The 26,010-nt window shown below is 47.9% G+C and carries 19 protein-coding genes and 1 pseudogene; 17 read left to right on the top strand and 3 right to left on the bottom strand.

All coding sequences use genetic code 11. The annotated features are described in order from the left end of the window. The first annotated feature begins 380 nt into the window (after window positions 1-380). From C0K55_RS11625 to C0K55_RS11580, 10 genes and pseudogenes are all read left to right on the top strand, one after another. Complete coding sequence (locus C0K55_RS11625) at window positions 381-1,085, top strand: fimbrial protein (protein WP_000671320.1); 705 nt, start codon at window positions 381-383, stop codon at window positions 1,083-1,085. A gap of 121 nt (window positions 1,086-1,206) precedes the next feature. Continuing rightward, window positions 1,207-1,959 carry a fimbria/pilus periplasmic chaperone gene (locus C0K55_RS11620; RefSeq protein ID WP_105266389.1) on the top strand — a complete coding sequence of 251 codons (753 nt, stop codon included), beginning with the start codon at window positions 1,207-1,209 and terminating at the stop codon, window positions 1,957-1,959. Window positions 1,960-2,000: 41 nt separating this feature from the next. Beyond that, window positions 2,001-4,592 (top strand): fimbrial biogenesis usher protein, encoded by a 2,592-nt coding sequence (locus C0K55_RS11615; RefSeq protein ID WP_105224499.1) that lies wholly within the window; start codon window positions 2,001-2,003, stop codon window positions 4,590-4,592. A 47-nt stretch (window positions 4,593-4,639) separates the two neighbouring features. Beyond that, window positions 4,640-5,155 (top strand): fimbrial protein, encoded by a 516-nt coding sequence (locus C0K55_RS11610; protein ID WP_072274845.1) that lies wholly within the window; start codon window positions 4,640-4,642, stop codon window positions 5,153-5,155. Between the two features lie 7 nt (window positions 5,156-5,162). Continuing rightward, on the top strand, window positions 5,163-5,687 hold the full coding sequence (locus C0K55_RS11605; protein ID WP_000199134.1) for a fimbrial protein: 525 nt from the start codon (window positions 5,163-5,165) through the stop codon (window positions 5,685-5,687). After that, window positions 5,653-6,436: pseudogene (locus C0K55_RS11600) on the top strand (fimbrial biogenesis chaperone). The gene C0K55_RS11605 and the pseudogene C0K55_RS11600 overlap by 35 nt, the downstream one beginning before the upstream one ends. A 13-nt stretch (window positions 6,437-6,449) precedes the next feature. Continuing rightward, window positions 6,450-7,580 (top strand): fimbrial protein, encoded by a 1,131-nt coding sequence (locus C0K55_RS11595; RefSeq protein ID WP_123058146.1) that lies wholly within the window; start codon window positions 6,450-6,452, stop codon window positions 7,578-7,580. Between the two features lie 81 nt (window positions 7,581-7,661). Continuing rightward, entirely contained in the window at window positions 7,662-9,176 is a 1,515-nt protein-coding gene (locus C0K55_RS11590; protein ID WP_123058145.1) for a PstS family phosphate ABC transporter substrate-binding protein, read from the top strand. 21 nt (window positions 9,177-9,197) lie between these two features. Continuing rightward, complete coding sequence (locus tag C0K55_RS11585; RefSeq protein ID WP_105266386.1) at window positions 9,198-9,602, top strand: hypothetical protein; 405 nt, start codon at window positions 9,198-9,200, stop codon at window positions 9,600-9,602. Window positions 9,603-9,605: 3 nt separating this feature from the next. Then, complete coding sequence (locus C0K55_RS11580) at window positions 9,606-10,070, top strand: hypothetical protein (RefSeq protein WP_105266385.1); 465 nt, start codon at window positions 9,606-9,608, stop codon at window positions 10,068-10,070. Window positions 10,071-10,407: 337 nt separating this feature from the next. On the opposite strand, the gene glpD is transcribed toward C0K55_RS11580, so the two are convergent. Then, on the bottom strand, window positions 10,408-11,913 hold the full coding sequence (gene glpD, locus C0K55_RS11575; RefSeq protein ID WP_085449348.1) for a glycerol-3-phosphate dehydrogenase: 1,506 nt from the start codon (window positions 11,911-11,913) through the stop codon (window positions 10,408-10,410). Window positions 11,914-12,104: 191 nt separating this feature from the next. On the opposite strand from glpD, the gene glpE reads away from it, so the two are divergent. Genes glpE through C0K55_RS11560 form a run of 3 tightly spaced genes read left to right on the top strand, consistent with a single transcriptional unit; the run spans window position 12,105 to window position 14,081 of the window. Next, complete coding sequence (glpE, locus tag C0K55_RS11570; RefSeq protein WP_001517242.1) at window positions 12,105-12,431, top strand: thiosulfate sulfurtransferase GlpE; 327 nt, start codon at window positions 12,105-12,107, stop codon at window positions 12,429-12,431. Between the two features lie 44 nt (window positions 12,432-12,475). Beyond that, entirely contained in the window at window positions 12,476-13,306 is an 831-nt protein-coding gene (gene glpG / locus C0K55_RS11565; RefSeq protein ID WP_001517241.1) for a rhomboid family intramembrane serine protease GlpG, read from the top strand. A 16-nt stretch (window positions 13,307-13,322) separates the two neighbouring features. Further along, window positions 13,323-14,081, top strand: a complete 759-nt coding sequence (locus C0K55_RS11560; RefSeq protein WP_000815101.1) for a DeoR/GlpR family transcriptional regulator — start codon at window positions 13,323-13,325, stop codon at window positions 14,079-14,081. Here C0K55_RS11560 and rtcR read toward each other — a convergent pair. Continuing rightward, a complete protein-coding gene (gene rtcR, locus C0K55_RS11555; protein WP_105266384.1) occupies window positions 14,063-15,661 on the bottom strand; it encodes a DNA-binding transcriptional regulator RtcR in 1,599 nt (532 codons plus the stop codon). The two genes, C0K55_RS11560 and rtcR, sit on opposite strands and share 19 nt — an antisense overlap. 188 nt (window positions 15,662-15,849) lie before the next feature. Between rtcR and rtcB the strand changes: the two genes are divergently transcribed. Further along, window positions 15,850-17,076: an RNA-splicing ligase RtcB gene (gene rtcB, locus C0K55_RS11550; RefSeq protein ID WP_105266383.1), complete on the top strand. Its 1,227-nt coding sequence runs from the start codon at window positions 15,850-15,852 to the stop codon at window positions 17,074-17,076. A 3-nt stretch (window positions 17,077-17,079) separates the two neighbouring features. Then, complete coding sequence (gene rtcA, locus C0K55_RS11545) at window positions 17,080-18,096, top strand: RNA 3'-terminal phosphate cyclase (RefSeq protein WP_001517239.1); 1,017 nt, start codon at window positions 17,080-17,082, stop codon at window positions 18,094-18,096. A gap of 42 nt (window positions 18,097-18,138) precedes the next feature. Here rtcA and malT read toward each other — a convergent pair whose 3' ends face one another. Beyond that, window positions 18,139-20,844: an HTH-type transcriptional regulator MalT gene (gene malT / locus C0K55_RS11540; RefSeq protein ID WP_000907051.1), complete on the bottom strand. Its 2,706-nt coding sequence runs from the start codon at window positions 20,842-20,844 to the stop codon at window positions 18,139-18,141. A 623-nt stretch (window positions 20,845-21,467) separates the two neighbouring features. Between malT and malP the strand changes: the two genes are divergently transcribed. Both malP and malQ read left to right on the top strand, forming a co-directional pair. Then, window positions 21,468-23,861, top strand: a complete 2,394-nt coding sequence (malP, locus tag C0K55_RS11535; RefSeq protein ID WP_105266382.1) for a maltodextrin phosphorylase — start codon at window positions 21,468-21,470, stop codon at window positions 23,859-23,861. 9 nt (window positions 23,862-23,870) lie between these two features. Beyond that, window positions 23,871-25,955 carry a 4-alpha-glucanotransferase gene (gene malQ, locus C0K55_RS11530; RefSeq protein ID WP_000444296.1) on the top strand — a complete coding sequence of 695 codons (2,085 nt, stop codon included), beginning with the start codon at window positions 23,871-23,873 and terminating at the stop codon, window positions 25,953-25,955. Window positions 25,956-26,010 lie beyond the last annotated feature (55 nt).

Below are 26,010 nucleotides of genomic sequence, written 5' to 3'. Positions count from 1 at the left end.
AGCATCTATTAATAATAAATTATTAATAAAAAATTTCATCTGAGTACGCATTATATAATAAACACCATAAATAAATAACCAATAAATCATTCGTTATATTTATATATTTCACCACTCCTCAGCTATTCTGTTTAAAATAAAACCCTTTATTTTCAATCTACTGTATGTTTATATAAAGTCACTCATTGCGAGTATGGGATTTTTTAGTTACATTGCTAAACAGCACATATAATATTTTTAAGTCAATCTATCCCTTAATAAAATCCCCCTGGGATTCACCAACGCCAGCTTTGCTCATTTTAATAATGTGACTTGTTAAAGCTGAATGTAATAATAATCGCCAATATTGCTTGGATTCTTTAACAAAAGGAAAGGTATAAATGAAATTCAATCTATCTAATTTATCCGTAGCTTTACTCGCATCAGGTATGCTGATGTCAACTGCGGTAACTGCTGCGCCAGGCGATGCATCACAATTTGGTGGTGCCGATACAGACTGGAGCACCGTTGATTATCCGAAACTTACCGATATGGATGACAACACCGATGCGATGGGCGGAAACATTCGTTTTACTGGTCGCGTGGTTAAAGCAACGTGTAAGATTGCAACAGAATCGAAACAGATTGAAGTGGTACTGCCAGTCGTACCTTCTAACGCTTTCACGGGCATCGATACTGAAGCAACGGGTGCCAGTAACCAGACTAACTTCAACATTAAACTAACCGATTGTAGCAATACGACCAGTCAAAATATTGAATTCCGTTTTACTGGTGCAGCGGACGGTGCCAACCAGACGCTTGCCAATGAAGTGGAAGGGGCTGCTGATGCTGATGGTACTGGCGAAGCGGGAGCAACTGGAGTAGGGATTCGTATTTATTCTAAAAACACGACAACTGATGGCCTGGTTAAACTGAATACACAATCTCCTCAGGGGAGTAGTTCTTCGGCGGCTTACGTGATTCCTGGCGATGCAACAGCCCATGATTTTATCGCTGCATTTACCGCGGGATATGCTCAGAACGGTAGTACCGTTGCACCAGGTCTGGTGAAATCTACGGCAAGTTTCGTCGTGCTGTACGAATAATTACAACAATATAATTTCAGGTTACAGTTATTTGTAGCCTGAAATTAATACTACGTGTTTATTTATAATAAATATACACGAGTTAATAATTGCAGTTAATTTTCATCTACAAGGATGCAGTATGAGATGGATTTCAAAAAATAAATGTTTTGCAAATAGAAACATCAAACCTTCGCTGAAGAGTCAATATGCCATAAGGGTCGGTGCTCTATTTTTACTGTCCGCCATATCTATCAACGCTATTGCAGCGGGTGGTTTCGGTCTTGGTTCTACGCGTCTGGTTTATCCATCTGACAGTCAGCAAATTACGTTAAGTGTGCAGAATGGTGGGTCCAATACCAGCTATTTAATTCAGTCATGGGTGGATGACAATCAAAGCGGTAAGAAAAGTCCAAACTTTGTGGTTACGCCTCCATTATTTATGTTGCCAACCCGAAAAGAAGCATCACTGCGGATAATGTTTATTGGTAAAACACAGTTACCGACTGACCGTGAAACACTATTCTGGATGAACGTGAAAGCGATTCCGCCGACGGATGAGAAGAATACCCAGAAAAACACATTACAACTGGCGTTACAAAACAGGATTAAATTATTTTACCGTCCGACTAACTTACCCGTTCAGGCTGGTAAAGCACGGGATATGCTGCGATTTAAATACGAAGGTAAACAACTGAAAATCATTAACCCTTCTCCCTATTACCTGACGGTGACAGGAATCAGGGTGCAAGGGGCAAAATTACCCAATACGTTTGTTCCCCCAAAAAGCGACATCACAGTATCTTCTCCGGTGACGTTAGCGGGCGAAATTACTTATCAAACTATCAATGATTATGGTGCCACAACGGCCAGGCAAAAGGGAACGATGCAATAAACCTGGAAGATTAAAACGTTAAAGCAACTCAGGTCAGGGACATGAACCTAAAGCTCAAAAAACTCGAACACTGGATGGCAAGGAACAAGCAGATGGGGCAGTGTATACCGCTTCTACTGACACTTTTGCCTGCGTATTCAGTGGCGGGTATGCGCTTTAACCCTGCCTTTCTGTCGGGTGATACTGAAGCTGTTGCTGATTTATCTCGTTTTGAGAAAGGGATGACTTATCTACCTGGTAGTTATGAGGTTGAAATATGGGTCAATGATTCGCCTTTGACATCACGTAAGGTCACTTTCAAAGCTGATGAGCAGAATCAGTTGATTCCCTGTTTTTCGCTCGATGAATTAGTCATTTTAGGAATCAACAAAAGTGCATTGCCGGAGCAGGCGCAAGATGAGGGGAATCATTGTCTCGATTTGCGTATATGGTTTGCAGAAGTTCAATATACACCTGAACTTGATGCGCAACGACTCAAACTGACTTTCCCGCAGGCAATATTAAAGCATGAGGCACGTGGTTATATTCCACCTGAAGAATGGGATAATGGTATCCCGGCAGTTCTTATTAATTATGATTTTTCTGGCAATAGTGATCGTGGCGACTACGTGTCTGATAGCTATTATTTAAATCTGCGTTCAGGTTTAAATTTAGGGGCGTGGCGTTTTCGTGATTACTCTACATGGAGTCGTTCAGGTAATTCACCGGGGAAAATTGCACATGTGAGTAGTACATTACAACGGGTAATTATTCCTTTCAAAAGTGAATTAACACTGGGTGATACCTGGTCTTCATCAGATGTTTTCGACAGCGTGAGTATTCGTGGTGCTAAACTTGAGTCCGACGAAAACATGCTGCCCGATAGCCAAAGTGGTTTTGCCCCTACTGTGCGCGGCATTGCTAAAAGCAATGCTCAGGTAACGATTAAACAAAATGGCTATGTTATTTATCAGACTTATATTCCTCCCGGACCTTTTGAAATCAACGATCTGAACCCTACGTCTTCCGCAGGGGATTTGGAAGTTACGATCAAAGAGTCTGATAATTCCGAAACTATCTATACCATTCCTTACGCCGCTGTTCCCATCCTTCAACGCGAAGGCCATATAAAATATTCCGCGACGGCAGGTAAATATCGTACTAATAGCTACAATCAAAATAATCCATATATCTTTCAGGGCGATTTGATTTGGGGATTACCCTGGGATATTACTGCATATGGAGGAATACAATATTCTGATAATTATCGGGCAATAGCTCTCGGGCTGGGGTTCAACCTTGGTATGTTTGGAGCGACGTCATTCGATTTGACGCAAGCCAATAGCACGCTTGCCGATGGCAGTAAACATCAAGGGAAATCGTACCGTTTTCTATACTCAAAATCATTAGTGCAAACAGGTACGGCTTTTCAGATTATTGGTTATCGTTACTCGACGGAAGGATTTTATTCGTTGAGTGATACCACATATAAACAAATGTCGGGGACAGTTATCGATCCAGATACTCTTAATGAAAAAGACTATGTTTATAACTGGAATGATTTTTACAATTTGCGTTATAACAAAAGAGGAAAGTTTCAGGCAAATATATCGCAACCATTAGGTAAATATGGTTCTATGTATTTGGCGGCAAGTCAGCAAAGTTACTGGAATACGAATAATAAAGATACCTTATATCAGGTCGGCTATAATACGAGCGTGCATGGGGTTTATTTAAATGTTGCTTATAATTATAGCAAATCACCGGGTTCTGATGCTGACAGAATCTTATCCGTCAATGTCTCATTGCCGATCAGCAATTGGCTATCACCAGCCGTTGATGGGCGTAATGCATCAAATTCTATGACTGCGACTTATGGTTACAGTCAGGATAATAGCGGCCATGTGAATCAGTATGCTGGAGTATCAGGCTCACTGCTGGAGCAACATAATCTTAACTATAACATTCAACAAAATTTCGCCAATCAGAATAATGGTGGGAATGGATCGGTAGGTTTAAACTACCGTGGTGCTTATGGTTCACTAAATTCAGGATACAGCTACGATAATAATGGTAACCAGCAATTTAACTATGGTTTAAGTGGTGCCCTGGTTGTTCATGAAAATGGTCTCACGCTAAGCCAGCCGTTAGGTGAAACAAATATACTGATAAAAGCACCTGGGGCAAACAATGTAAATGTGGAACGTGGAACGGGAGTGAAGACAGACTGGCGTGGCTATGCTGTCGTACCTTATGCCACGGAATACCGGCGTAATAATATCTCTTTAGACCCTATGTCTATGAGTATGCATACAGAATTAGATGCTACCAGCATGGAAGTGATACCCAGTAAAGGCGCTTTAGTTCGCGCTGAGTTTAATGCCCATGTCGGTATTCGTGGTTTATTTAATGTTCGCTATCGTAATAAACCTGTTCCATTTGGTGCGACAGCCAGTGTACCCACTGAGGGGACGACTCAGATTACAGGAATAGTTGGCGACAGTGGTCAGGTTTATCTCTCCGGTTTGCCTTTACAAGGCATAATAAATATACAGTGGGGAGACGGTTCTTATCAGCAATGTCAGGCAAGCTATCAATTACCGAAAAGCGAGATAGATAATGCTATTAGCTATGCAAATCTGGAGTGCCGCTAATGAATATATTACAGAAATTTATTTTATTAATTTTTACTTCATTATTCATGGTGGTGGTTTCATGTAATGCACTTGCTAACGATACCGTCGTGGTCACATTTACAGGTCAGTTATTAGCAAAAACATGTGATATTACAACTGGAAGTAAAGACCAGCCAGTAAGCATGGGAACTTATGACGCCAATGATTTTTTAAATGTGGGAGATGTTTCTGGCAGTCATACATTTACGATAAATCTGGAAGGATGTCCAACGGCAACCAGTACTATTTATAGTTCAGGAGTCAGTGCTAATGTGCGGTTTAGCGGGGATACAGACACCATCAATACCACCTTATTACGCCTTACCTCCAGTGCAGATAGTGCAACTGGAGTGGGCGTCGAAATTTTAGATAACGATGATAAAGTTATTGCAATTAATGATGAGTCAGGTTTCAAAGAATTAGTTTTAGATAATAATGGCGATGCCAGTTTAGACTTTAAACTCCGCTATAAGTCAACTCAGCAAAACGTACATGCGGGGCAGGCAAATGCACTGTTGTACTTTGATATAGACTATCAGTGAGGATAATATGACGCGCTATTGTAATTTAATTGCTTTGTTATTCTCTGTGATATCAATATCATCCATTGCTGATGATACAACGCATACAGGTGTTGTACGTATAGAAGGAATAATAACGGCAAAGACTTGCATTGTTGCCGATGAGTCTAAAAATTTCACGGTCAACATGCCAGATGTGCCCAGTTATAGGGTTAGAAATTCAGGAGATGTCACTGAAAAAATTGACTTCTCTATAAAATTAACCCGCTGTGGCAGTGATGTCAGTAATGCCAATATCAAATTTGATGGAACATCAGTAAGTGAAGATACCACCCTGTATAAACTGGATGAGGGATCTGTTGAGGGGTTAGCGCTGGCTATTTTTGATAACAACAGACAAAGTATTAGTAATGGTATAATAAGCACCAGTTATGCTCTTACGCCATTGGTAGATAACACATTGCATTTCTTTGCGGCTTATAAAGCCATAAAAAATGATGTACAACCAGGAGATGCGAATGCATCAGTTTCCTTTATCGTCACTTATGATTAATGTGCTGATATTCTTTTTAATATGTTGCACAAATGCGCAAGCAGGGGTTGTCGTTGGCAGTACCCGTTTTGTTTACCCAGAAAAGCAGTCATCAATATCGGTCGAGCTTAAAAATACTGCCAGTAAAGATATGTTGGTTAAAATTTCCGTGACACCTGATGATGGACGTCAGTTAAAAGGGACAGTGGAATCCCAGCCTTTACTTCCAGATAAGATATTTATTGCGACGCCACCATTATTAGTACTTAAACAAGATAAACATACCAAAATAAGAATTAATCACGTGGGTGGCCAGTTACCTGCAGATCGTGAGAGTTTATTTATACTGAATATTGCAGCGTTACCTGCTCAGGAACCAAACTCACAGATTAAAGATTAAGAACGAAAATCAACTCCAGGTAGCCGTACGCAATAGGATGAAAATATTTTATCGCCCGGAGACATTATCAGGTAATCCACTTGACGCTTATAAACAGTTACGTTGGTCGCGAAACAATGAAACTGTCACCATTTTTAACCCTACCCCCTGGTATGTGACACTCTATAATTTATCTATTGATGGTAAAAGCATAAATGGTGGCATGGTCGCACCATTTAGCCATCGTCAACAGAATTGGTGTTTGCGGCAAGGATATTGTGAGGTTAACTGGCAAACGTTGGATCTTTATAATAATGCCTTACCTGTATGTAACGTGAAATTAAATGTTTTGCAAAATAATGTTATGGGTGCAGTAGCGATACATGGATAACTGGAGAAGCAGAATGTTAACTTATTCCTGGGGAAATATAAAAGTAATTTGTATATTGTTTTTTCTTTTAATCAGTAGTTGCTATAACATCGTGTATGCAGAAGATATGGGACGGGATCGCGCTTTTTGTTATCCTGGAAAGCCTGGTAATAATACTACTCCTGCGACATTTTCTTATAATTTTGGTACTGTTACTGTCTCAGATGTTAATAATAATTCTCCCGGGAAAATATTACCAGTGCAGAACTGGAAAATAGGGACTTATAAAGCGTATTGCAATTCCCTGGATGATTACGAGGTTTATTTTACAGCCACATCTGGCATAGATCCATCAGGTGCGTCTGGTGATCATCAGGGAAGCGATATATTTATCCCCTTGACTCATGAGATATCGGTTTCAACACATATAAAACTCTATAAGAGAAATGAAACAATGACAGATAAGACAGTTCCTTTTGAAAACTATAGCACCAATTATCCAGCAGACAGAAGTAAACCATCGAGTTGGTCATCCGGAACAGAAGGCTATATAAAAATCAGACTTGATAAAAAAATAATATCCGACATCTCAATAAATAACGTGCTGCTGGTTTCTTTGTATGTCAGCCAGTTCCCAACGGAGCACGGACCAGTTCCTGTATTTAATGCTTATATTGGTAACTTAAATATTGAGGTTCCACAAGGTTGCACAATTAATGAGGGCACCAGTTTTACCGTTAATATGCCGGATGTCTGGGCCAGTGAGCTAAGTCGGGCTGGTGCTGGAGTGAAGCCAACGGGCGTTTCCCCGGTTGCAACCACTATTCCGATAAACTGTACAAATAAAGATATTGATGCCGTAATGACGCTGGTTTTTGATGGCAATATTTCATCAACGAGAGATGTTAATGGTCGGCAAAGCATTATTCAGGCGGAGGATAACCCAGACGTTGGCATTATGATTATGGATAGCCAACAGGAGTCCGTAGACTTGAATGAGCTGGCTGCGCATGTTGGCGTGCCATTTAAGTTAGTTGAAAACCGGGCTGCGTCAGCTCAGACGGCAGACGTGACTTTTCTGTCTCTCCCCGTCAGTACCACAGGGCGGCTACCTGCTGCGGGTCGTTATAACGCCCTGGCTATTTTGCGGGTGGAATATCAGTAATGTGTGTGAGTACAGAATCGGATTAGCCCGCTTTTAGCCATCGGTGCAAAATAAAGCGCAGTAACAGCAAGGATGAATAATATGCAAAACGGAAAATGGATTTTGACCTCGCTGGTAATGACTTTTTTCGGCATCCCCATACTGACGCAATTTTTGGCAGCGGTTGTTGCCATGCTGGGGGTCGGACTTACCGCCATTCTTGAGGTTTGCAATTTACTCTTCACGCCAACAATTTACCTTCTGCTTAACATTTTTATGTTGGCGCTGGGCGCGATAATGCTATTTTTCTCGGGGCGAGTATGGGCGGGCGATAGCGCTCCAGAAAAAAGAGAAATAGCCGCCTGGCGACAATGCTTTTTTCTGTTACCGGCACTATTAATCCTGGTTGGCTGGATAATCACGCTACATCTGGCAGATTATCAATTTCGCCAGATGGGAGCAGATTGGTTGGCAAACCTTATGCTTCCCTGGCTGGGCGTTTTGTTAGTCTCATTAGTTGGTGGTGAGTTCTGGTGGATAGTCATAATTCCCGTTGGGGCGCATATCAGTTTTTCGCTGGGATACGCCTGGCCAACCAGACATTCTTTAACCGGCACATCCGGGCTACGTTGCCGTAATTCTCTCCTGTTTATCCTTCTCATGCTTGGTTTTGTCGCTGGTTATCAGGCTTATTTATATAAACAGCTCAATCCCGGCGTTGGTGTACGCGAAAATATTGATACCTGGGCCTGGCAACTCGATAAACTCAATAATCAATTGACGCCACTGCGTGGTAAACCACAAATCCAGTTTACGCAAAACTGGCCGCGACTCGATGGCGCTACGGCAGCGTACCCAATTTATGCCTCTGCATTTTATGCGTTAAGCGTAATACCGGAAGATTTACACACCCGGGAATATTTGGCGAACTCTCGCACGCCGGAGGCGTATAACAAAATCGTTAAGGGAGACGCTGATATTATTTTTGTGGCTCAACCTTCCGGTGGGCAGAAAAAACGTGCAGAGGAATCAGGTGTTACTTTGATGTACACACCTTTTGCTCGCGAAGCATTTGTTTTCATCGTCAATGCGGATAACCCGGTTAATTCCCTGACTGAACAACAAGTGCGTGACATCTTCAGTGGCGCAATTACCAACTGGCGCACGGTTGGCGGTAATGATCAGGAGATCCAGACCTGGCAACGCCCGGAAGACTCGGGTAGTCAGACGGTGATGCAATCACAGGTCATGAAAAATATCCGCATGATCTCTCCGCAGGAAACAGAAGTAGCAAGTGTGATGGAAGGAATGATTAAAGTCGTTGCCGAATACCGTAATACAAACAACGCAATTGGTTACACCTTCCGCTATTACGCCACGCAAATGAATGCTGATAAGAATATAAAATTATTAGCGATTAACGGCATTGCGCCGACTGCGGAAAACATTCGCAACGGCAAATATCCGTACATCGTCGATGCGTTCATGGTGACGCGGGAAAATACAACGTCAGAAACACAAAAACTGGTGGAGTGGTTTTTAACGCCACAAGGGCAGAGCCTGGTAGATGATGTTGGTTATGTGCCGCTGTATAAAACGTTATCAGATATTAAATAATAAAGTAAACAGGGGGCAGATATGGATATGAAGATTTTATTACCTATCAGCAGTTGCTTACTCTTTCTTCCTGAGAGTAATGCTGCCCACCAGAGTATTTCACCGCCTTTCCTGCATTACACATTAGCTTGTGAAAGAGAGCAAATTAACCCCGGAATTAATTTGTCTGAGTATTATTCAGAAAATGAATTTGACTTGTACCAATATTATGCTTTTCGTTGCCCGGATATAGAGAATCAAGTCAGAGGACCATCAGTTTCTGTTTTATTGAGAGTGAGCGTGAAAAGTCCGTTTGAGGACAGGTTAAATATTTCAACATCATATGCAGTTTACCCTGATTATAATATCGATAAATCAATTGACTGGAGTGATGATGGCAACAGGGAGAAATCAACGCTAAACGACTCTGTTAATGTTACTCAATAAAATATGAAACAAAAAATAGAAAAAGCTTTAACGGTTTTGCTTATGATTTACGCCGGATCCGCAGTTGCCGAAGGCAAAGTGAACGATTTATGCCACATAGGTAATCGTGTAGATAAACTAGAGATTACAAATTATCCTCATGATTACGAGTCGCCAGTTTCAATTAATGAGAAGCGGCTGAATGAAATTTATAAATACAAGGTTGAAATCACTCATCTTGACGATAAAGAAAGTAAAAAAATTGCTGAGCTATTACAAATGGATTATGCTGAGCAAGAAGAAAATGTCACTGATGTGAGATGGCGAGTGAATATCACCTCATATCAAAATAAAAAATGTGATATCTATTTTGATGGTTTTGGATTATGTGGAAAAATCAACGGTGAGAATGTCTGCTTCAGGCACAACGAAATGATACGATGGATAGAGTCCCATATTTCTGTGTTTCTACATAGCGTTAATGAATGAACGTTATGAAATAATGAATTTATCAACAAACTCCTGACATTCTCAATAGCCTTGCACAGTTTTTTATTGCACGGATTTTGAATAGATATCATCTAGAGGATAGGTTTATCCTGACAGTTTAAACTGTCCGTTAATAATAAAGGACAACCAAATGGAATTAGTGCGCTTTGTTCATGTCGGATGCGGCGTGAACACCTTATCTGGCCTACAAAACCATGCAAATTCAATATATTGCATAAACCACGTAGGCCTGATAAGCGTAGCGCATCAGGCCGCTTTTGCGTTTGTCATCAGTCTCAGGTCAGATTGAAATCTGACCTGGCCTGCTTACGTTAAATCATGACGCTAGCGATAACCTCTGCTGCGTATACTCCACCAACCACTGACTCATGCGAGATTGTTGTTCTGCATTCAGCCACATGCCTTGTTTCGTGCGACGCCACAGAGCGTCATCGGCGCGGCGGACCCATTCGTGGTCAACCAGATATTTAAGCTCCGCTTCGTAAAACTCATGACCGAAATCTTCCCCGAGATCGTTTATCGCCTCCGCATTGCCGAGCAGCAGTTCGCTGTTGCTGCCGTAAGTACGTGCGTAATGACGTGCCAGCGATTCAGTCAGGAACGGATAGCGGCGGCGCAGGCGGGCTGCGTAGTCGTCGCGGTCGCCTTCGATGGCTCCACCAGGTAATACGCTCTCTTTCGTCCACGCCGGGCCAATACCCTGATAATACGGCGTCAGTTTTTCCAGCGCGTGTTCCGCCAGTTTACGATAGGTCGTCAGCTTGCCGCCAAATACCGACAGCAGCGGTGCTTTGCCGTTTTCATCATGGATATCGAGCGTGTAATCACGAGTGATTGCCTGCGGTGAGTCGGATTCATCATCACACAGCGGACGCACGCCGGAGTAAGTCCAGACGATATCGTCACGGCTTAACTGTTTTTTAAAGTGCGCGTTATACACTTTCAGCAGGTAATTTATTTCGCTCTCTTCAATCTTCACTGCTTTCGGATCGCCTTTGTATTCCACATCGGTGGTACCGATGATGGAAAACTCATCCATCCACGGGATCACGAACACAATACGTTTATCTTCGTTTTGCAGAATGTACGCTTGTTTCTGGGTATGCACACGCGGCACCACAATATGGCTGCCTTTGATCAGGCGAATGCCATAAGGTGAAGGCAGATGCATTCCTTCGTCGAAGAACTGTTTCACCCACGGACCGGTGGCGTTAACCAGGCCGCGAGCCTGCCATGTATATTTTTTGCCGGTATCGATATCTTCCGCTTCCACAATCCACAAACCGTTTTCGCGGCGGGCAGACGTGGCACGAGTACGGGTAAGCACTTCACCGCCTTTACGCACGACCATCTGGGCGTTGGCTAATACCAGACGGGCGTCGTCGACCCAACAGTCGGAATATTCGAATCCGCGCGTAATTTCCGGTTTTAATACTGAATTTGCGCCAAAACGCAAACCGGTTGATCCCGGCAGGCTGGTTCGTTTACCCAAATGATCGTACATAAACAGACCAATGCGGATCATCCACGCGGGACGCAGATGCGGGCGATGCGGCAGGCGAAAACGCATTGGGAAAGCGATATGCGGGGCCATTTTCAGCAACACTTCACGTTCTGCCAGCGCCTCGCTGACCAGACGGAATTCATAGTGTTCAAGGTAACGCAGGCCACCGTGAATGAGTTTTGAACTGGCGGAAGATGTCGCACAAGCGAGATCCTGCGCTTCCAGCATTAGCACGGATAAACCGCGTCCAGCGGCGTCTGCCGCGATACCAGCACCATTGATGCCGCCACCTATCACAATCAGATCTTTGGTTTCCATGCTGCCCTCATTCACTTTCGTTAAAGCTCATAAATGTTCGTTATCGAACATAATAGCAAACAAACGCGCTTTGAGTAACATTGAAAAAACATTTTAGAGTGATATGCATAACATTATGGCGTTTATCTGCCGCTCCGACGTAAACTGTGCGATAAATTTTTGCCCACTTGTTTGTAAAGAAAGAGAGACGCATGGATCAGTTCGAATGTATTAACGTTGCCGACGCGCACCAGAAGTTGCAGGAAAAAGAGGCGGTGCTGGTCGATATTCGCGATCCACAAAGTTTCGCAATGGGGCATGCGGCGCAGGCTTTCCATCTAACCAATGACACGCTGGGTGCGTTCATGCGTGAAAATGACTTCGATACCCCGGTAATGGTGATGTGTTACCACGGTAATAGCAGCAAAGGCGCGGCGCAGTATCTGCTGCAACAGGGTTATGATGTGGTTTACAGTATCGATGGTGGCTTTGAAGCCTGGCAGCGTCAGTTTCCCGCAGAGGTGGCTTACGGCGCGTAACGCTTTATACTGTCCCCTTTTGTGTGGAATAAGCGACAGCAACGATGTTGATGATTACCTCTTTTGCTAACCCCCGCGTGGCGCAGGCATTTGTTGATTACATGGCGACACAGGGCGTTATCCTCACGATTCAACAACATAACCAAAGCGATGTCTGGCTGGCGGATGAATCCCAGGCCGAACGCGTGCGGGCAGAGCTGGCGCGTTTTCTCGAAAACCCGGCAGATCCGCGTTATCTCGCCGCCAGTTGGCAGTCAGGTCATACCGGTAGTGGCCTGCACTATCGCCGTTTTCCTTTCTTTGCCACTTTGCGTGAACGTGCAGGCCCGGTCACCTGGGTAGTGATGATTGCCTGCGTGCTGGTGTTTATCGCCATGCAAATTCTTGGCGATCAGGAAGTGATGTTATGGCTGGCCTGGCCATTCGATCCGACGCTGAAATTTGAGTTCTGGCGCTACTTCACGCATGCGTTAATGCACTTCTCGCTGATGCATATCCTCTTTAACCTGCTCTGGTGGTGGTATCTCGGTGGCGCAGTGGAAAAACGCCTCGGTAGCGGTAAGCTGATAGTCATTACTCTCATCAGCGCCCTGCTAAGCGGCTATGTGCAGCAAAAGTTCAGTGGGCCGTGGTTTGGCGGGCTTTCCGGCGTGGTTTATGCACTGATGGGCTACGTCTGGCTACGCGGCGAGCGCGATCCGCAAAGCGGTATTTACCTGCAACGTGGGTTAATCATCTTTGCGCTGATCTGGATTGTTGCCGGATGGTTTGATTTGTTTGGGATGTCGATGGCGAATGGAGCACACATCGCCGGGTTAGCCGTGGGTTTAGCGATGGCTTTTGTTGATTCGCTCAATGCGCGAAAACGAAAATAATTCCAGGGATTTATAAATGAAACAAACACAACGACACAACGGTATTATCGAACTGGTTAAGCAGCAGGGCTATGTCAGCACCGAAGAGCTGGTAGAGCATTTTTCCGTCAGCCCGCAGACTATTCGCCGTGACCTCAATGAACTGGCGGAACAGAACCTGATCCTGCGCCATCATGGCGGCGCGGCGCTGCCTTCCAGTTCGGTTAACACGCCGTGGCACGATCGCAAAGCTACCCAGACCGAAGAAAAAGAGCGTATCGCCCGTAAAGTGGCCGAGCAGATCCCCAACGGTTCGACGCTGTTTATTGATATCGGCACCACGCCGGAAGCGGTGGCGCACGCGCTGCTCAATCACAGCAATTTGCGCATTGTCACCAACAATCTCAATGTCGCTAATACGCTGATGGTGAAAGAAGATTTCCGCATTATTCTCGCCGGTGGTGAATTGCGTAGCCGCGATGGCGGGATCATTGGCGAAGCGACGCTGGATTTTATCTCTCAGTTCCGCCTCGATTTCGGCATTCTTGGGATCAGCGGCATTGACAGCGACGGCTCGTTACTGGAGTTCGATTACCATGAAGTTCGCACCAAACGCGCCATTATTGAGAACTCGCGCCACGTTATGCTGGTTGTCGATCACTCAAAATTTGGCCGTAATGCGATGGTAAACATGGGCAGCATCAGCATGGTCGATGCCGTTTACACCGACACCATGCCGCCTGCGGGGGTGATGCAGGTGCTGACGGACCATCATATTCAACTGGAACTGTGCTGAGTCAGTACCGATTCCCACGTCAGACCAAAACGCGCCAGGTATTTGCGTAGCCGATCCGCGTCATTAACGCTGGCTCTGCCCTGGCGCGAAACGTCAAAAAGTTCACGTCCAGCGGCGGAAAGCGATTTTGCCTGGCGACAAATGGCAATCACGTTTTCCAGTTGCATTCGGTCGAAGAGATCGATGTTCTCCACCTCTGCGCCCAGCAACGTCGTAAGTGCCGAAGGGCGACTCTCCTGCCAGTTATAGCGCAGACGGCGAATCTCATCTTCCACAGCTTCCAGAGTGATGCGTCCGCTATTGGCAAACGTCGCCATACGCGTAACACTGGCAGAAAGTTCGCGAAAATTACCGCGCCATGTTGCCTGGGGGGATGTCGCAAAAGCCAGCCATGCGCGCCGCGCTTCGGTGTTAAAACGCACGCTATCGCCGGTGAGTGAGGCGTGGCGCTCCACTTCATAATCCAGGTTAGGCTCAATATCCTCCTGACGCTGGCGTAGTCCTGGCAGAGTGAAGGTCCAGAGATTTATCCGCGCATACAGGTCTTCACGAAATCTCCCTTCAGCGACCAACTGGCGCAAATCGCGCACCGTTCCGGCGATAAGCTGAAAATCGCTACTCACCTGGCGATCGCTGCCAAACGGATAAAAAGTTTTCTCTTCAATGGCTTTCAGCAACATGGCTTGTTCATCTGCGCCCAGTTCGCCAATTTCATCAAGAAACAACATGCCGCCGTTGGCGCTGCGTAATAACCCTTCCCGCGCGTCTCTCGCGCCGGTGAACGCACCTTTCACATGACCAAACAGCGCCGACATGGCGGTATCACCGCGCAGCGTGGCGCAGTTCACTTCAACAAACGCGCCGCTAAACTGATGCCGTGCCTGTTTTAATTCGAAGATGCGTCGTGCCAGAAACGACTTGCCCGCGCCGGTCGGGCCATTAAGCAGGATTGGCGCGCGGGATTTAATCGCTACTTTTTCGATCTGTTCAATCATGCGGTTGAAGTGTGGGTTACGCGTGGCGATGCCCGACTTAAGAAAATCGAGCGTTTGCTGGCGTTCTTCGGCAAAGCGGCTGGCGATAGCGTTATAACGGCTTAAATCGAGATCGATAATCGTCACTGCGCCTGCGCTATCCGGCTGTTCTTTCTTACGCGGCGGGGAAGTTTGCGCCAGTCGGGCGGGCAGGTAACGCGCTTCTGCCAGCAAAAACCAGCAAATTTGCGCTACGTGGGTGCCAGTGGTGATGTGAATTAAATAGTCTTCTTTATCAGGTTGAAAAGCGTAACCACGGGCGAAATCATGCAGGCAGGCGTAGACCTCTTCGAAATCCCACGGATTATGGAGTTCCACTTCTACACCTACAACCTGCGTTTCTGGTGAAATGCTGGCGATATCGCGTTTAAGCGTTTCAAACAGCGAGCGTGAGCGGGTGTCGTGTAATAATTCCAGTCGATCAATCACCAATGATTCTTGCTGGCATAAACAGAGTGTCGGCCGCCATTTCGACCAGCGTTGGCTACCGCGCCCGGCATAATCCAGTACGGTTCCGACAAAACCAAAAGCCACTGTTTTACGCATCTTAGATATCCTTATAAAAGACGATATTTCATTATCGGTTAAGTGGCTTTATAGAAAATCTCCGTATACGGACTTTGTACTTTTAATTAAATAAAAACAATTAATTATAGATTTAATCTGCTGATTTAATTTTCTGGCACGACGGTTGCAATTATCAGGACAGCAAACAACGAAACGAGAAAAAGAAAATGAATTACGAATTACTGACCACTGAAAATGCCCCGGTAAAAATGTGGACCAAAGGCGTGCCGGTAGAAGACGATGCGCGCCAGCAACTGATAAATACGGCGAAGATGCCGTTTATTTTCAAGCATATTGCGGTGATGCCCGATGTGCACCTGGGGAAAGGTTCCACCATTGGTAGCGTGATCCCGACCAAAGGGGCGATTATTCCGGCGGCGGTGGGCGTGGATATCGGCTGTGGAATGAACGCACTGCGTACCGCGTTAACGGCGGCAGACTTGCCTGAAAACCTGGCGGAGCTGCGTCAGGCAATTGAAACTGCCGTGCCACACGGGCGTACTACCGGGCGTTGTAAACGTGATAAAGGTGCATGGGAAAATCCGCCTGTCAACGTCGATGTTAAATGGGCCGAGTTGGAAGCCGGTTATCAGTGGTTAACGCAAAAATACTCGCGTTTCCTGAATACCAATAACTATAAACACCTGGGAACGCTGGGAACGGGTAACCACTTTATTGAAATCTGCCTTGATGAGGCGGATCGGGTGTGGATTATGCTGCACTCCGGTTCACGCGGAATTGGTAACGCCATCGGAACTTACTTTATCGACCTGGCGCAAAAAGAGATGCAGGAACAGCTTGAAACGTTGCCGTCACGTGATCTCGCGTACTTCCTTGAAGGAACGGAATATTTTGACGATTACCTGAAAGCAGTGGCCTGGGCGCAGCTTTTTGCCAGCCTCAACCGTGATGCGATGATGGAAAACGTGGTATCGGCGTTGCAGAGCATTACGCATAAAACGGTGAGACAGCCGCAAACGCTGGCAATGGAAGAGATCAACTGCCACCACAACTATGTGCAAAAAGAGCTGCACTTTGGCGAAGAGATCTATGTGACGCGGAAAGGCGCGGTGTCTGCGCGTGCCGGGCAGTACGGAATTATTCCTGGGTCGATGGGGGCGAAAAGCTTTATCGTGCGTGGGCTGGGAAATGAAGAGTCTTTCTGCTCATGCAGCCACGGTGCAGGTCGCGTGATGAGCCGTACCAAAGCGAAAAAACTGTTTAGTGTGGAAGATCAGATCCGTGCTACAGCGCATGTGGAATGCCGTAAAGATGCCGAGGTGATCGACGAAATCCCGATGGCGTATAAGGACATTGATGCAGTAATGGCAGCACAAAGCGATCTGGTGGAAGTCGTCTACACCCTGCGTCAGGTGGTGTGCGTAAAAGGATAAATGATGAAAAGGATGATTGCGCTGGATGGTGCACAGGGCGAAGGCGGCGGGCAGATCCTGCGCTCGGCGTTAAGTCTGTCGATGATAACCGGTAAGCCGTTTACCATCACAGGCATTCGTGCCGGACGGGCGAAACCGGGGCTGTTGCGCCAGCATCTGACCGCGGTAAAGGCGGCGACGGAAATTTGCGGAGCTATAGTAGACGGCGCGGAACTGGGTTCGCAGCGCCTGGTCTTCCGGCCCGGTAATGTGCGTGGCGGCGATTATCGCTTTGCTATCGGTAGTGCCGGAAGCTGCATGTTGGTGCTGCAAACGGTGTTGCCTGCGCTGTGGTTTGCCGATGGACCTTCTCGCGTAGAAGTCAGCGGTGGCACCGAAAACCCGTCGGCGCCGCCCGCGGGTTTTATCTGCCGCGTGCTGGAACCTCTGCTGGCACAAATGGGGATTCATCAGCAAACCACGCTGTTACGCCACGGTTTTTACCCTGCCGGAGGCGGTGTGGTGGTAGCGGAAGTCACGCCCGTGGCATCACTAAACGCGTTACAACTGGGCGAGCGGGGCACCGTTATGCGATTACGCGGCGAAGTATTATTAGCTGGTGTGCCGCGGCATGTCGGAGAACGTGAACTCGTTGCGCTGGCAGCCAGTTTTTCGCTGTATGAGCAGAATATCCATCTCTTGCCGCGTGAGCAGGGACCGGGAAATACCGTCTCGCTAGAAGTGGAAAGCGAAAATATTACCGAACGCTTTTTTGCCGTCGGTGAAAAGCGCGTCAGTGCCGAAGTGGTAGCAGCGCAGTTGGTTAAAGAAGTAAAACGTTACCTGGCAAGTCCGGCGGCAGTAGGTGAATATCTCGCAGATCAACTGGTGTTGCCCATGGCGTTGGCGGGTGCGGGGGCGTTTACGGTCGCGCATCCCTCATGCCATCTGCTGACCAATATCGCGGTGGTGGAACGGTTCTTACCTGTGCGGTTTACTCTGACTGAAACAGACGATGTAACGCGAGTTAGCGTTGAATAATGCAGGGATGTAAGTCGGAGCAGGAATGTTATCCGACCAAACTTACACCCCATATCCCATCATCTTCAGCAGTTTCTGTGCGTGCTGTACCGCAGCCTGACGGTGGGCAACGCCGAGTTTCTGATACAGATTGCGGATATGCGTTTTGATGGTGGTCGCTGCCACTTCCAGTTCGCCCGCAATTTGTTCATTGCTGTAACCGGAGTAAATCAGCCCCAGCACCTGCCATTCGCGTTGGGTCAGCGGACTGGTACGGATAAGTTCCGGCACTTCCGGGTGATTTAGCAGACGTTCGACAAAGGTCTCGTCAAAGTGAGCGAACTTATGCCGGTGATGTTGGTTTATTTCCCGCAAAATACGCTGCGCGCGGTGCTGTTCCAGTTCCGGCAGCGTATTGAGCTGAATCAGTTGGCGTAACTGCTGCGCCATGGCTTCGCCTTCGATGACAAAGTGACTGATAAATCCTGTGCGATTCGCCAGTTTTAATGCGTCCAGCAATACGCGCTGGGCGTCACTTTTCCGCCCTGCCTGCCAGTACAACTGATTGAGTAAAAGCAGGTTGCGGTTCAGGTCGCTCATCAACCGCAGACTGCGGGCGTTTTCGTTGAGTTCCTCGAGGACAATTTCCGCAGGTTCAAACTCGCCCAGCAAGATTTGTGCACGGGCAATGTTGCGCCATTGACCTTGCAGGAAGTGGTTATTGGCAAACTCCGGCTTCGCAGTATGGCGCAACCAGTTTGCTGCGGCGGCTTTATCGCCGGTCATCTGCCAGTAAATAACGCGAACTTTGTTGGCGTTAGAGATCCAGTCGCTGTGATATTTGCCATTCCCCAGCAGGTTTTCCAGGCGGTTAAGTTGGCTACGGGCGTTATCCAGATCGCCACGAGCCAGCGAACATTGAATTAACATTGCCAGACACTGGAGCTGTTGCTGTGGCTGATAAGACGATAAGACTTCAATCCCACTACGCGCCGAGGCTTCGGCTTCATCCAGCCGTGCCCATGCCCATAACAGTTGCGCGCGGATACGTACTAAAAATTCATGCATCGGCAACTGTTCCAGATGCTGTTCGTTAATCAACTGGAACGCTTTTTCCTGCGTTTCCCACGCAGTTTGCAGGAATCCTTGAGCAAACAGAATTTCGCTTTGCTGAATCAGACTCCACAAGGCGTAGTGCCAGACATCGTGCTGACGCGCCATCTGCTCAGTTTGTTGCATTAATGCCAGCGAGCGGGTCAGCTCACCTTTACAGTGCAACACTTCGCCAAGCACAGAGGTCGCAACAATGCGGCTATAGAACCAACCCGGAGGCAGATCTTCCAGAGCCAGTTTTGCCAGTCGTTCGGCTTCTTCCGGATTACCGTCGTTAATGGCCACCTGGGCGCGCAGGGCGTTGAACTCTGCATGCATGGTGCCTTCTCTGATGTCCTGGAGCTCGTGTTCGGCTCGCGCCAGCAGGGTGTTCACTTCGCCGTAGCGATGTTGGCTTTGCATCAACCAGGCCTGCAATAACACCAACTGTGGATTTTCCAGCAGACTATCCCACGGCAGGGCTTTGAGTGACTCTTCCAGCAGCGACAGTTCACTATGGTTGAACAGGCTCCAGGCGTGATTAAGCAAAATATCGCGCAACATCAAAGCATCGCCTGCCGCCAGCGCATGATGAATAGCTTCGCTGGGAAAGCCTTGTGCCATCCAGCTTTCTGCGGCGGCACGGTGGATTTCTGGCAGCTCCGCCGCCAGCTCCCACTGGCAGCGTTGGCGCAGGAAGTTACCAAACAGCGGGTGATAGCAGAACCATTCGCCAGTATCATCCATCCGTTGCAAAAACAGCCCTTGGCGCTCAATTTCTTCAAGACGCATTTGCCCGTTTTCTTCGCCGGTCACGCGGGTGATTAGCGCATCATTCATTGAGCGCAAAATGGCGCTTTTTAGCAGGAAATGGCGTGTCGCCAGATCAACGTTATCTAGCACTTCATCGACCAGATAATCAGAAAGATGGCTGGCATTGATGCCCGCCAGACGGCGCGCTGATTTATGGGCCGAGTGGGTATTTTGCCGCGCAGAGAGCGCGATTAGCTGCAACGCCGTCGCCCAACCGGACACATCATCGCAAATCCGACCGCTTTCGGTCGCTTCAATCGGTGATGACAGACGACAATCAAAAAACTGCTTGGCTTCCTGATGGGTAAACGCCAGTTGCTGGCTGCCAATTTCTAATAGTTGTTCACGTACGCGCAGATTGGCAATGCCCAATTGCGGAAGATTGCGTGACAGCACCACCAGGGTGAGATTTTCTGGTTGATGGCGAATGAAGAAGCGCATGGATTCGTGGATAACCGGATTGGTGATCAGATGGTAATCGTCAATCACCAGGAAAAGTGGGCTATGCCATTCCGCCAGCTCAATGAAAAGCTGGGCAAACAGTGACGTCAGGCTGGCATACTGCCGTTTTTGCGTCATTGTTTCACTGATGACGCAGTGCCCGCTGGTTGCCTGTTGCACAGCGGCAATCAGATAGCTGGCGAAACGTTCTTGCTGGTTATCGCCGTCATCAAGCGAGTACCAGCCCAAATCGTTTTTTCCTGCCGCCCATTGGGATATGAGTGTTGTCTTTCCGTAACCCGCAGGACTTGTGATCAGCACCAGCCTGAAGTTGTTCGCGCCGGAAAGTTTAGCCAGCAGGCGCTCACGAACCACAGTATGGTCGAGTCGAACCGGACGACTTAATTTTGACGGAATCAGCATAGTTAATCACTTCACTGTGGAAATTGAGGAAATATTATTTTTTTTGCGCTTCGTAATTAATAGTTATAAGTTCGGCCAGAAACCTGTGCAATGCAAGCGATGACAATTTTTTATGTGTCTGAATTTGCACTCTGTCACAATTCCAAACGTTTATTAATGCCTCATCTTAAAACAACGCAAATGCAGTGTGGATATTGGATCCTAGGGTGTTTTCCCTTAATCCAAAAGGTTCATTAAAGCAATGAAACCTCCTTAATTCCTGATGAAAGGTCTCTCTGGAAAGATGATCTTAATAAATCTATTAAGAATGAGATGCCCTTTGATGGATATTTCATTGTTGAAACTATTTCGCCGCTTTACTTAATTTATAGAGTTACTTTCCGCTTTTTGATAATACGCAACGGCCATTTCTGACTGTTAATAACCGGTTTTCTGCGCTCTCTGGCACTGAGCTGATACTTTTGCAGTTGATTGCACTACCTTTAAGTGGGCGCGATCACATTTTCTTGCTCATCCCCGTCACTCCTCCCCGCCTAATCCCCCGTAGGATGAGGAAGGTCAACATGGAGCCTGGCAAACTAACGATAACGTTGTGTTTAATATCTAAGAAAACTGGAACTCCTATGTCACAACCCATTTTTAATGAAAAGCAATTTCAGGAAGCCCTGTCACGCCAGTGGCAGCGTTATGGTTTAACTTCAGCGGCTGAGATGACCCCTCACCAATGGTGGCTGGCTGTGAGTGAAGCGTTGGCGGAAATGCTGCGGGCCCAGCCTTTTGCCAAACCGGCGGCGAATCAGCGTCATGTTAACTACATCTCAATGGAGTTTTTGATTGGTCGTCTGACAGGCAACAATCTGTTAAACCTCGGCTGGTATCAGGCTGTTCAGGATTCATTGAAGTCTTATGACATCAACCTGACAGACCTGCTGGAAGAAGAGATCGACCCGGCGTTGGGGAACGGTGGCCTGGGGCGTTTGGCTGCGTGTTTCCTCGACTCAATGGCAACCGTTGGGCAGTCAGCTACTGGCTATGGTCTTAACTACCAGTATGGCCTGTTCCGTCAGTCCTTTGTCGGTGGCAAACAGTCTGAAGCGCCAGACGACTGGCATCGTGGCAACTATCCGTGGTTTAGCCATAACGAAGCGCTGGATGTGCAGGTGGGCATTGGCGGCAAAGTGACGAAAGATGGACGCTGGGAACCGGAATTTACCATTACCGGGCAAGCGTGGGATCTTCCGGTGTTGGGCTACCGTAACGGCGTAGCACAGCCGCTACGTTTGTGGCAGGCGACTCATGCTCATCCGTTCAATCTTACCAAATTTAATGACGGTGATTTCCTGCGTGCTGAACAACAGGGCATCAACGCGGAAAAACTGACTAAAGTTCTCTATCCAAACGACAACCATACCGCCGGTAAAAAATTGCGCCTGATGCAGCAATACTTCCAGTGCGCCTGTTCGATTGCTGACATTCTTCGTCGCCATCATCTGGCGGGGCGTAAACTGCACGAGCTGGCGGATTACGAAGTCATTCAACTTAACGACACACACCCGACTATTGCCATTCCTGAACTGCTGCGTGTGCTGATAGATGAGCACCAAATGAGCTGGGATGACGCCTGGGCAATCACCAGTAAAACCTTCGCTTATACCAACCATACCCTGATGCCAGAAGCACTGGAGTGCTGGGATGAGAAGCTGATTAAAGCGCTGTTGCCACGCCATATGCAGGTAATCAACGAAATCAATAACCGCTTTAAGAAGCTGGTGGAACAAACCTGGCCGGGCGACAAGGCGGTATGGGCGAAACTGGCGGTGGTACATGACAAACAAGTTCGTATGGCCAATATGTGTGTGGTTAGCGGCTTTGCGGTGAATGGCGTGGCGGTGCTGCACTCGGATCTGGTGGTGAAAGATTTGTTCCCGGAATACCACCAGTTGTGGCCGAACAAATTCCATAACGTCACTAATGGTATTACTCCGCGTCGCTGGATCAAACAGTGCAACCCGGCACTGGCGGCGCTGCTGGATAAATCGCTGAAAAAAGAGTGGGCTAACGATCTCGATCAGTTGATTAATCTGGAAAAATTCGCTGATGACGCGAAATTCCGCCAGCAATATCGCGAAATCAAACAGGCGAATAAAGTTCGTCTGGCAGAGTTTGTAAAAGCGCGTACTGGTATTGAAATCAACCCGCAGGCAATTTTCGACGTCCAAATTAAACGTCTGCACGAGTACAAACGGCAACACCTGAATCTGCTGCATATTCTGGCGTTGTACAAAGAGATTCGCGAAAACCCGCAAGCTGACCGCGTACCGCGTGTGTTCCTGTTCGGGGCGAAAGCCGCGCCGGGCTACTATCTGGCGAAGAACATTATTTTTGCGATCAATAAAGTGGCTGAAGTGATCAACAACGATCCAAAAGTGGGTGACAAGCTGAAAGTGGTGTTCCTGCCGGATTACTGTGTCTCGGCGGCGGAAATGCTGATCCCGGCGGCGGATATCTCTGAGCAGATCTCGACTGCTGGGAAAGAGGCTTCTGGCACGGGCAATATGAAACTGGCTCTTAATGGTGCGCTCACTGTCGGTACGCTGGATGGCGCAAATGTCGAAATTGCTGAAAAAGTCGGTGAAGAAAATATCTTTATCTTCGGTCATACCGTGGAGCAGGTTAAGGCATTGAAAGCGAAGGGCTACGATCCGCTCAAATGGCGTAAGAAAGACAAGCAGCTCGATGCAGTATTGAAAGAGCTGGAAAGCGGTAAATACAGCGACGGCGATAAACATGCGTTTGACCAGATGCTGCACAGTATCGGTAAGCAGGGCGGCGATCCATATCTGGTGATGGCGGATTTCGCAGCCTATGTAGAGGCACAAAAGCAGGTAGATGTGCTGTACCGCGACCAGGAAGCCTGGACACGCGCGGCGATCCTCAATACCGCCCGCTGCGGTATGTTTAGCTCGGATCGCTCTATTCGCGATTATCAGGCTCGTATCTGGCAGGCAAAACGCTAAGGAAGCTCGATGGAAAGCAAACGTCTGGATAATGCCGCGCTGGCGGCGGGGATCAGTCCCAATTACATCAATGCCCACGGTAAACCGCAGTCGATTGGCGCCGAAACCAAACGGCGTTTGCTTGACGCGATGCATCGGAGTACCGCCACGAAAGTGGCGGTAACGCCAGTACCCAACGTCATGGTGTATACCTTCGGTAAAAAAATGCCAATGGCGGTGGAGGGCAGCGGCGAATTTAGCTGGCTGCTGACTACCGAAGAAGGAACACAGTACAAAGGCCACGTGAGTGGTGGCAAAGCCTTCAATCTTCCGGCGAAGCTGCCGGAAGGTTATCACACGCTGACGCTTACCCAGGACGAACAGCGCGCCCATTGTCGGGTGATTGTCGCACCGAAACGCTGCTACGAACCGCAGGCATTGTTGAATAAACAAAAACTGTGGGGCGCTTGCGTTCAGCTTTATACCCTGCGATCGGAAAAAAACTGGGGCATCGGTGATTTTGGCGATCTCAAAGCCATGTTGGTGGATGTGGCGAAACGCGGCGGGTCGTTCATTGGCCTGAACCCGATTCATGCGCTCTATCCGGCAAACCCGGAAAGTGCCAGCCCGTATAGCCCGTCTTCTCGCCGCTGGCTGAACGTGATTTATATTGATGTTAACGCCGTTGAAGATTTCCATCTTAGCGAGGAGGCGCAGGCCTGGTGGCACATGCCGACTACGCAACAGGCGCTGCAACAGGCGCGGGATACTGACTGGGTCGATTACTCTACCGTCACCGCACTGAAAATGACCGCACTGCGGATGGCGTGGAAAGTCTTCGCACAACGTGATGATGGACAAATGGTAGCGTTTCGCCAGTTTGTTGCTGAACAGGGCGACAGCCTGTTCTGGCAGGCGGCGTTTGATGCGCTACATGCACAACAAGTAAAAGAAGACGAAATGCGCTGGGGCTGGCCAGCATGGCCCGAGATGTATCAGAACGTAGACTCGCCAGAAGTGCGTCAGTTCTGTGAAGAACATCGTGATGACGTCGATTTTTATCTCTGGCTGCAGTGGCTGGCCTACAGCCAGTTTGCCGCCTGCTGGGAGATAAGCCAGGGCTATGAAATGCCGATTGGCTTGTATCGTGACCTGGCGGTTGGCGTAGCGGAAGGTGGGGCAGAAACCTGGTGTGACCGTGAGTTGTATTGCCTGAAAGCATCGGTTGGCGCACCGCCAGATATCCTTGGCCCGTTAGGGCAAAACTGGGGTTTGCCGCCGATGGACCCGCATATCATCACCGCGCGCGCCTATGAACCGTTTATCGAACTGCTGCGCGCGAACATGCAAAACTGCGGCGCATTGCGAATTGACCATGTGATGTCGATGCTGCGTTTGTGGTGGATACCGTATGGTGAAACGGCGGATCAGGGAGCGTATGTTCACTATCCGGTGGATGATCTGCTCGCTATTCTGGCGCTGGAAAGCAAACGCCATCGCTGCATGGTGATTGGCGAAGATCTCGGCACTGTACCGGTAGAGATTGTCGGTAAGCTGCGCAGTAGCGGGGTTTACTCCTACAAAGTGCTCTATTTCGAAAGTGACCATGAGAAGACGTTCCGCGCACCGAAAGCGTATCCGGAACAGTCGATGGCAGTAGCAGCAACGCACGACCTGCCAACGCTGCGTGGTTACTGGGAGAGCGGGGATTTAACGCTGGGCAAAACGCTGGGGCTGTACCCGGATGAAGTAGTGCTGCGCGGTTTGTATCAGGATCGCGAGCTGGCGAAGCAAGGGCTACTGGATGCGCTGCATAAATATGGTTGTCTGCCAAAACGTGCTGGACATAAGGCATCGCTGATGTCGATGACGCCGATGCTTAATCGTGGTTTGCAGCGGTACATTGCCGACAGTAACAGCGCTCTGTTAGGGCTACAGCCGGAAGACTGGCTGGATATGGCGGAACCGGTGAATATTCCTGGCACCAGTTACCAGTACAAAAACTGGCGGCGCAAGCTGTCTACAACCCTTGAGACGATGTTTTCCGATGATGGCGTGAACAAGTTACTGAAGGATTTGGACAGACGGCGCAGGGCGGCAGGGAAGAAGACGTAGAGTGCGGTTAATGCCGGATGCGACGCTTGATGCGTCTTATCCGGCCTACTCATTA

The organism is Escherichia sp. MOD1-EC6098 (assembly GCF_002965865.1).
Taxonomy (GTDB): domain Bacteria; phylum Pseudomonadota; class Gammaproteobacteria; order Enterobacterales; family Enterobacteriaceae; genus Escherichia; species Escherichia marmotae.
This window is presented reverse-complemented; position numbering and strand designations above follow the sequence as displayed.

What these genes read in the sequence shown, in the direction of transcription:
- C0K55_RS11590 (WP_123058145.1), top strand. Translation starts at nt 7,662, where the DNA reads ATGCAAAACGGAAAATGGATTTTGACCTCGCTGGTAATGACTTTTTTC.
- rtcB (WP_105266383.1), top strand. Translation starts at nt 15,850, where the DNA reads ATGAATTACGAATTACTGACCACTGAAAATGCCCCGGTAAAAATGTGG.
- C0K55_RS11560 (WP_000815101.1), top strand. Translation starts at nt 13,323, where the DNA reads ATGAAACAAACACAACGACACAACGGTATTATCGAACTGGTTAAGCAG.
- C0K55_RS11605 (WP_000199134.1), top strand. Translation starts at nt 5,163, where the DNA reads ATGACGCGCTATTGTAATTTAATTGCTTTGTTATTCTCTGTGATATCA.
- rtcA (WP_001517239.1), top strand. Translation starts at nt 17,080, where the DNA reads ATGAAAAGGATGATTGCGCTGGATGGTGCACAGGGCGAAGGCGGCGGG.
- glpD (WP_085449348.1), bottom strand. Translation starts at nt 11,913, where the DNA reads ATGGAAACCAAAGATCTGATTGTGATAGGTGGCGGCATCAATGGTGCT.
- C0K55_RS11615 (WP_105224499.1), top strand. Translation starts at nt 2,001, where the DNA reads ATGAACCTAAAGCTCAAAAAACTCGAACACTGGATGGCAAGGAACAAG.
- glpG (WP_001517241.1), top strand. Translation starts at nt 12,476, where the DNA reads ATGTTGATGATTACCTCTTTTGCTAACCCCCGCGTGGCGCAGGCATTT.
- C0K55_RS11595 (WP_123058146.1), top strand. Translation starts at nt 6,450, where the DNA reads ATGTTAACTTATTCCTGGGGAAATATAAAAGTAATTTGTATATTGTTT.
- C0K55_RS11620 (WP_105266389.1), top strand. Translation starts at nt 1,207, where the DNA reads ATGAGATGGATTTCAAAAAATAAATGTTTTGCAAATAGAAACATCAAA.
- rtcR (WP_105266384.1), bottom strand. Translation starts at nt 15,661, where the DNA reads ATGCGTAAAACAGTGGCTTTTGGTTTTGTCGGAACCGTACTGGATTAT.
- C0K55_RS11580 (WP_105266385.1), top strand. Translation starts at nt 9,606, where the DNA reads ATGAAACAAAAAATAGAAAAAGCTTTAACGGTTTTGCTTATGATTTAC.
- C0K55_RS11610 (WP_072274845.1), top strand. Translation starts at nt 4,640, where the DNA reads ATGGTGGTGGTTTCATGTAATGCACTTGCTAACGATACCGTCGTGGTC.
- malT (WP_000907051.1), bottom strand. Translation starts at nt 20,844, where the DNA reads ATGCTGATTCCGTCAAAATTAAGTCGTCCGGTTCGACTCGACCATACT.
- C0K55_RS11625 (WP_000671320.1), top strand. Translation starts at nt 381, where the DNA reads ATGAAATTCAATCTATCTAATTTATCCGTAGCTTTACTCGCATCAGGT.
- malP (WP_105266382.1), top strand. Translation starts at nt 21,468, where the DNA reads ATGTCACAACCCATTTTTAATGAAAAGCAATTTCAGGAAGCCCTGTCA.
- C0K55_RS11585 (WP_105266386.1), top strand. Translation starts at nt 9,198, where the DNA reads ATGGATATGAAGATTTTATTACCTATCAGCAGTTGCTTACTCTTTCTT.
- malQ (WP_000444296.1), top strand. Translation starts at nt 23,871, where the DNA reads ATGGAAAGCAAACGTCTGGATAATGCCGCGCTGGCGGCGGGGATCAGT.
- glpE (WP_001517242.1), top strand. Translation starts at nt 12,105, where the DNA reads ATGGATCAGTTCGAATGTATTAACGTTGCCGACGCGCACCAGAAGTTG.